We start from the raw sequence: 3,189 nt of genomic DNA, 5'->3' as shown, positions 1-3,189 counted from the left end.
ATCGCAACGCAGACGGCCGATCTCCACATCATACTTGTTCGAGGTGAAGAGCGGCATCGGATACTCCTGCTCTGCGGGGTTGTCGCGCAGGATGATGCCCGGAAACGCCGCAATCGCCGCACGCGCCTGTGCAGCACTCACCGTGCGTGCGGGGGCGATGCCCGTTCCCTCCGCGCGGATGCGTCCGCCGTCCCAGTCGGTCGCTGCCTCTGCCGTGTCAGCTAAGCAGACGGCGAGTGCGAGCATGAGGACGGCAAGGGCAAAGGCTTTTACAATGTGCATAAATATTCCTCCTTGAAGCTATCCGAAGCATGAATCTATATCGAATATCTCAGATGAAGAATAGAGAGCAATAAAAAGGGGATTAGTATTCTGTGAGATCCTTAGAACATGGTTGCCATATCCTGTTGAAAATTACTTTCGACATGGTATAATCGAGACAGTATCTTTGTGGAGATATTGGGCGAAGAGGAGATGACGGAAGATGGATGCTGTTCTGACTGCTTTAGCTGTGATCGCGATCCTCGGCGCAATGCTCGCAGCAGGGGTGTATTTTGTTAAAAAGGCATGGTTCCTCCTGCCCTTGCTGATCGGCGTGGGGCTGGTCTATCATGGGCTGAAGGAGATGGGCGCAGAGAACGAACCGATACTGTACATTCTGGGAGGGCTTTTGCTGACTGGTATCTATCTGGGTGTCTGTATCATGTTTCTGATGGGGGATCGTGTGGAGCAGCTTGAGGTGAAAACCGACGAATGGCAGAAGGAATATAAGGACCGATTTACAGACTTTCGACGGGAGGCGCGCGAAAACATCGCGGAGATTACAAGGGAAAAGGATCTCTGGAAAAAGGTTTGGAGTTTGCCGCAAGCCTATCGTCGAGCGTGTCAGATGCCGATGTGGATAAGGATGATCTAGGTGCCCTGCGCAGGGAGGTCATAGCACTGCGGTCAGAACTTTCGCGGCTGAAAGACCATAACAACACAAATCGGGAACTCCACGAACATGCAGAGGAGCTGAAGTGGCTGCACCATGAGATCAATGCTCTGCGCGTGCAAGGAGATGCCGCCTATGGTCTTGCACCGACGAAGCCTGCCGCGCGCGGACTTATCCCTGTCGATGAGGCGCTTGCAGGGCGCAATCTCGTCCCCGTTGACGAAACTCCCAAGGGCAGTGCGCTGATCTCGGGGGAGATCGATGGATAGCGCTGCCCCCGTTTTGTTCGTATGTACTTTTTTTTATTGCAAATAGAAATCAATTATACTATAATAATATAGGAGTGGCAGTATGCATTCACAGAACCCCTTATTTTTGATGGGAGGAAATCTAATGAAGAAAAAGCTTTTGGCGGCGGCACTCGGTGCGGCCATCGGACTCTCGATGACCGCGGCATCGACGGATGCGCACGGCGTGTTCTTTGCGAATCGCGTCGATACGAAGGCACTCGTGCTCGGCGAGGGCCCCCTGGACAATGCCTACGACCCCGCATGTGTCCAGCGCATTGATGCGTACGATGTGAACTTCCAGCCGACGACGGTGGAGCGCGTGGACGGCGAGAAGAACATCACCATTGTGCCGGGCGATGATCTCGGTGTGACGGCGACGTTCTTCGACTATGGCTATTTCGCCAAGACGACGGACGGCAAGGTCATTCCGACGCGCGACTACTCGAACATCGAGAACCTCGTGTCGGTGACGTACGCCTACAAGTACAACGTCCACTACTGGAGCGACAAGGTGCGTCCGGCGGGGATCTACAATGTGCCCATCCAGATCGTTCCGATGGTGAACCCGCTGACCCTGCGGCGCGGCGACACGCTGAACCTGCGCATCTATAAGGATGGTCAGCCGTACGCGAATGCACCTGTCATTGCGGATGTGCTCGGCAACCTGACGGCCGAGACGCAGGCGGATGCAGATGGGTTCGTCTCCGTGCGCGTGGCGAACAACGGCCTGAACGTGATCGGCGTCGAGGTCGGCTTCCCGACGGACAATCCGAACGTGACGAAGAAGATCTTCAGCTCGCTGTCGTTCATCCTGCCGGCGGAGTAAAAGACACGGAGAAAAAGGGAGCTGTTGTGCGAAAGCATGACGGCTCTTTTTCTTTTGTACCGAATATGGTACAATAGAGTGGAAAGGATGTGCTAAGATGGCAGTGCTGAATTTATCAGTGCTTCCCTCTGCCTTTGATGAAAAGAATATCTGCATTGCCGCCTGCAAGGGGCATTATGAATAAGAGGCTGTCGTACGAACGAAAAACTTCGTACCACAGCCCTTTTCACACAATATGATACTTCTTCCACGGGATCTGATTGAGGCGTACAGTATTCAAAAAGTCCACGATGTCCTTGCGTCCGTAGTACAGCGGTTTGCCCTGCGGTGTGAGGCTCATGAGGATGATGGGCATGCCGGGGAAGAAGCGCATGAGGGCGCGGCGGGTCTGCGTGGCTTTGATGGTGTAGCGCGTGACCTCCGGCGCGACGTGGATGATGGCGAAGGTGACGCCCTTCTCGATAATGACAGCTCCCTCGATGGTCATGGATGCGCTCCTCTCTCTGTAATCGGCTCATTTTATCAGAGCCTATGATACAATACAAGAATAAAATTCAATTTAACATTAAAATACGGTTGCGGAAATCCGTAGAACCCCGTATAATAACCATAAGGGAAGTACATCGTTACGGCGAATGTAAATAATCCCGCTTTATGGTATTGACGGAATATTGAAAAAGTGCCTTGCCTATTGTATTCTTTCGCAAGGATTTTTTGGTATCGCGTCGAATAAGATAAAGGTACTGATATTCAACGAAGACGGCGCGTGCGCCGACATTCATGGTGGATGTCGGATTTTTGTTGCGTGCGCGGTCGGAGGAGGAATATGAGGCAGGTTTTATCGGCGTATTGGAGGCAGGTTGGTCTGGCGTTCGCGGCGGCGGTTCTCCTCGGTGCGGCGGCTCTCCTCATGATGGGAGAGCTTGCGCTCATCGGGGCACTCACGGCGGGCGCGGCGGCGGCGGCGCCCTTCTTTTTTCCCCTCTCCTTTACACCACTTGATGTGGATTAGAAGCAGGGGGGACCAATTCGCGGCGGCGGCAGCCTTTGTCCTCCCCACCTCCTCCCCGCGGCGGCCGCGGGGGGGGGCGGGGGGGTTCCGGCGGGGGTCCCCGAACAGGGGCCCCTCGGCCCTCCTT

5 protein-coding genes and 1 pseudogene are annotated in these 3,189 nt (G+C 54.5%); 4 read left to right on the top strand and 2 right to left on the bottom strand.

Annotation, left to right across the window (positions count from 1 at the left end):
• A pseudogene (locus tag C1713_RS12215) lies at positions 1 to 282 on the bottom strand (hypothetical protein); the annotation flags it as partial.
• Between the two features lie 202 nt (positions 283 to 484).
• Between C1713_RS12215 and C1713_RS00755 the strand changes: the two are divergent.
• From C1713_RS00755 to C1713_RS00745, 3 genes are all read left to right on the top strand, one after another.
• Positions 485 to 916 carry a hypothetical protein gene (locus tag C1713_RS00755; RefSeq protein WP_050342345.1) on the top strand — a complete coding sequence of 144 codons (432 nt, stop codon included), beginning with the start codon at positions 485 to 487 and terminating at the stop codon, positions 914 to 916.
• Positions 883 to 1,203 carry a hypothetical protein gene (locus C1713_RS00750; RefSeq protein WP_050342347.1) on the top strand — a complete coding sequence of 107 codons (321 nt, stop codon included), beginning with the start codon at positions 883 to 885 and terminating at the stop codon, positions 1,201 to 1,203. The genes C1713_RS00755 and C1713_RS00750 overlap by 34 nt, the downstream gene beginning before the upstream one ends.
• A 124-nt stretch (positions 1,204 to 1,327) precedes the next feature.
• The gene (locus C1713_RS00745) at positions 1,328 to 2,050 is read left to right on the top strand and encodes a DUF4198 domain-containing protein (RefSeq protein ID WP_039981186.1); all 723 of its coding nucleotides are present in this window, start codon (positions 1,328 to 1,330) and stop codon (positions 2,048 to 2,050) included.
• A gap of 226 nt (positions 2,051 to 2,276) precedes the next feature.
• On the opposite strand, the gene C1713_RS00740 is transcribed toward C1713_RS00745, so the two are convergent.
• Entirely contained in the window at positions 2,277 to 2,537 is a 261-nt protein-coding gene (locus tag C1713_RS00740) for a hypothetical protein (protein WP_050342349.1), read from the bottom strand.
• 339 nt (positions 2,538 to 2,876) lie between these two features.
• Between C1713_RS00740 and C1713_RS00735 the strand changes: the two genes are divergently transcribed.
• Positions 2,877 to 3,062 carry a hypothetical protein gene (locus C1713_RS00735; RefSeq protein WP_102492720.1) on the top strand — a complete coding sequence of 62 codons (186 nt, stop codon included), beginning with the start codon at positions 2,877 to 2,879 and terminating at the stop codon, positions 3,060 to 3,062.
• Positions 3,063 to 3,189: the final 127 nt, after the last annotated feature.

The organism is Centipeda felix, assembly GCF_900186465.1.
GTDB lineage: Bacteria > Bacillota > Negativicutes > Selenomonadales > Selenomonadaceae > Centipeda > Centipeda felix.
The sequence above is the reverse complement of the archived record's forward strand: the minus strand, read 5'-3'. Positions and strand labels throughout refer to the sequence as shown.